Origin of the sequence: Rhodanobacter sp. C06 (assembly GCF_002001105.1) — a bacterium.
Lineage (GTDB): Bacteria > Pseudomonadota > Gammaproteobacteria > Xanthomonadales > Rhodanobacteraceae > Rhodanobacter_A.
In genome coordinates this window covers 1-3,005 of the sequence record NZ_MUNP01000047.1, presented here as the reverse complement: position 1 = coordinate 3,005, position 3,005 = coordinate 1, and the positions used below count along the sequence as shown (strand labels likewise).

The 3,005-nt window shown below is 70.2% G+C and carries 2 protein-coding genes; both read left to right on the top strand.

Features of this window, described 5'->3' with window-relative positions:
* Positions 1-200: 200 nt before the first annotated feature.
* A complete protein-coding gene (cutA, locus tag B0E52_RS09870; protein ID WP_077483661.1) occupies positions 201-527 on the top strand; it encodes a divalent-cation tolerance protein CutA in 327 nt (108 codons plus the stop codon).
* Between the two features lie 125 nt (positions 528-652).
* Positions 653-2,893: a protein-disulfide reductase DsbD gene (locus B0E52_RS09865; protein WP_077483660.1), complete on the top strand. Its 2,241-nt coding sequence runs from the start codon at positions 653-655 to the stop codon at positions 2,891-2,893.
* Positions 2,894-3,005 lie beyond the last annotated feature (112 nt).

The window sequence follows — 3,005 nt, the reverse complement described above, 5'->3', positions numbered from 1 at the left end:
ACCCTTGAGACAGCGAATGGGGCGGGCGCGGGCGGGTTTCAAGAGGTCGGTGTGCGCTCTGCTAACGTGGGCCACCCGCCCTTGATCGTCGCCCCGGCGCAGGCCGGGCCCAGCGCCTCGCGGCCACGCCGGGAAACACAACGACACTGGACTCCAGCCTGCGCTGGAGTGACGGCCTTCTCGAAACACCCAAGCCCGCCATGCCCGACCCAACCATCCTGCTCTGCCTGTGCACCTGCCCCGACGCCGCCAGCGCGCAGCGGCTGGCCGAGACGCTGGTGGGCGAGCGGCTGGCCGCCTGCGTGAACCGCCTGCCGGGGGTGTTGTCCACTTATCGCTGGCAGGACAAGGTGCAGACGGATGGCGAGGAGTTGCTGCTGATCAAGACCACCGCCGAGCGCTTCGAGGCGCTCAAGGCGCGGGTGCTGGCGCTGCATCCCTACGAGTTGCCGGAGCTGATCGCGCTGCCGGTGGAACGCGGCCACGCAACTTATCTGGACTGGGTGCGCACTCATTCGATCGACTGACGGGCCGATCCCGACCTTGCGGGTGAGCCGGGCGCGACGCCGCACCACGGGCCCGCAACCGGAAGCTGGGCCATAATCCCTTGGGCGCGTCCCCGTGCGCCCATCAAGAACACGCTGGAGCATCGATGCGTTTCCCTCTGCACGACCGCCTCGGTCACTGCCTGCTGACCCTGCTCACCCTGCTGCTCGCGGCCCCCGCGGCGTTCGCGCAGACGCAGGACGACAACATCCTGCCAGTGACCGAGGCGTATCAGCTCAGCACCGACGCGGGCACGCCCGGCGTGCTCAAGCTGCACTGGACGATCGCGCCGGACTACTACCTCTACCGCGGCCGCATGAAGTTCACCGCCGGTGCCGGCGTGACGCTGGGCGCGGCGCAGCTGCCGCCCGGCGAGAAGCACGACGATCCCTACCTTGGCCCGGTGGAGACCTACCACCACGGCGTCGACGCCAGCCTCCCCTACACCGTGGCGGCGGGCACCACGCGGCTGCGCGTGGACGTGCAATACCAGGGCTGCCACGAGGTGGAGCCGAAGATCTGCTACCCGCCGCATACCGAGCACCTCGACCTGAAGCTGCCAGCCAAGGCCGCCGCTGGCGGCGGCAAGGCGCTGGGCGCCGCGCTGCAGCAGCTGGGCGGCAACGACAGCGGCGGCGCACTGACCGGCACCTCGTCCACGCCGCTGCCGCCGGAGCAGGCCTTCCGCTTCACCGCGCTGGCGCAGGACCCGCAGCACCTGCTGCTGCGCTGGACGATGCCGAAGGACTACTACGTCTACCGCAACCACATCGCGCTGAAACTAAAGAATGCCGGCGGCCTCACGCTAGCCACGCCCGCGTGGCCGGCCGGCGGCGTGGTGCATCAGGACGCCCAGTTGGGTTCGGTGACCGTGTATTTCGGCGATCTCGAATTGCCGGTGGCGATCGTGGGCCATACCGCGGGCCGCCGGCAAGTGACGCTGGAGGCGAGCTTCCTCGGCTGCCAGGACGGTGGCGTGTGCTATCCGCTGATCACGCGCGACGCGACGGTGGACCTGCAAAGCGGCGCCGTGGCGAATGGCGTGACCGTGCCCGGTGCGCCGACGGCACCCTTCGCCGGCACAGCATCGACCGACGCCGCGACCGCGCCCGCCGGCCCGCTGCAGACCAGCCCGATTCAAACCAGCCTGTTCGCCGCCTTGCTGCTGGCGCTGGGCGGCGGCCTGATCCTCAACCTGATGCCTTGCGTGCTGCCGGTGCTGTCGCTGAAGGCGGTGAGCCTGCTGGAAAGCGGCGAGAACCCCGCGCGTCGGCGCCGCCACGCGTTGGCCTATACCGCCGGCGTGCTGGTGAGCTTTCTCGCGCTGGGACTGGGCATCCTCGCGTTGCGCTCGGCCGGCCATGCGCTGGGCTGGGGCACGCAGTTGCAGCAGCCGCTGCTGGTGGCGGTGCTGGCCTGCGTGATCTTCGCGCTGGGGCTGTCGATGTCGGGCGTGGTGCAGTTCGGCGCGTCGCTGGGCAACGTCGGCAGCACCTTGGCGAACCGCGGCGGCGCGACCGGCGATTTCTTCACCGGCGTGCTTGCGGTGGTGGTGGCTAGCCCCTGCACCGCACCGTACATGGGCGGCGCGCTGGCCTACGCGTTCGCCGCGCCGGCGGCGAACGCGCTGCTGGTGTTCCTGATGCTCGGCGTGGGCCTGGCCCTGCCCTTCCTCGCCATCGCCTACATCCCCGCGTTGGCGCGCTGGCTGCCCAAGCCCGGCCGCTGGATGGAGACACTGAAGCAGGTACTGGCCTTCCCGATGTACCTCACCGCGGCATGGTTGGCCTGGGTGCTCGCCAACCAGCGCGGCGCCGACGCCGTGGGCCTGCTGCTGGTGGCGCTGGTGCTGCTGGCGCTGGCGCTGTGGTGGTTCGAACGCAGCCGCGGGCGCGGCCCGCTGCGCCACGCGCTGACCGCGCTGTTGGCACTGACCGTGCTGGCGCCGCTGTACCTGTTGGCGCAGGTGCCGGCAGCGACGGGTGCCGTCGCGGCGCAGGAAGGCGTGCTGGCCTACAGCCCGCAGAAGCTCGCCGAACTGCGCGCCGCGAACACCCCGGTGTTCGTGGACATGACCGCCGACTGGTGCATCACCTGCAAGGCGAACGAGCACGCCGTGCTGGACGGCGCAACGTTCCGCGCCGCGCTCAAGCGCAACGGCGCGGTCTACATGAAGGGCGACTGGACCAACGAGGACCCGGCGATCACCACCTTCCTGCAGCAATACCACTCGCCCGGCGTGCCCTTGTACGTGGTGTTTTCGAAGGGCGGCGGCGCGGGTCGGCAATTGCCGACCGTGCTCACCACGGCGATGGTGGAGCGGGCGCTGGACGAGGCGGCGCGGTGAGCCTCATGTCGCATGACTTCCTTCTTCCCCGAGCTCCGCTTGGGGGAGAAGCTGGGAAGAGAGGGGCTTCCAGCCAGTCGTCCGCATTCCCGGATTTCCCACCGCCCTACCC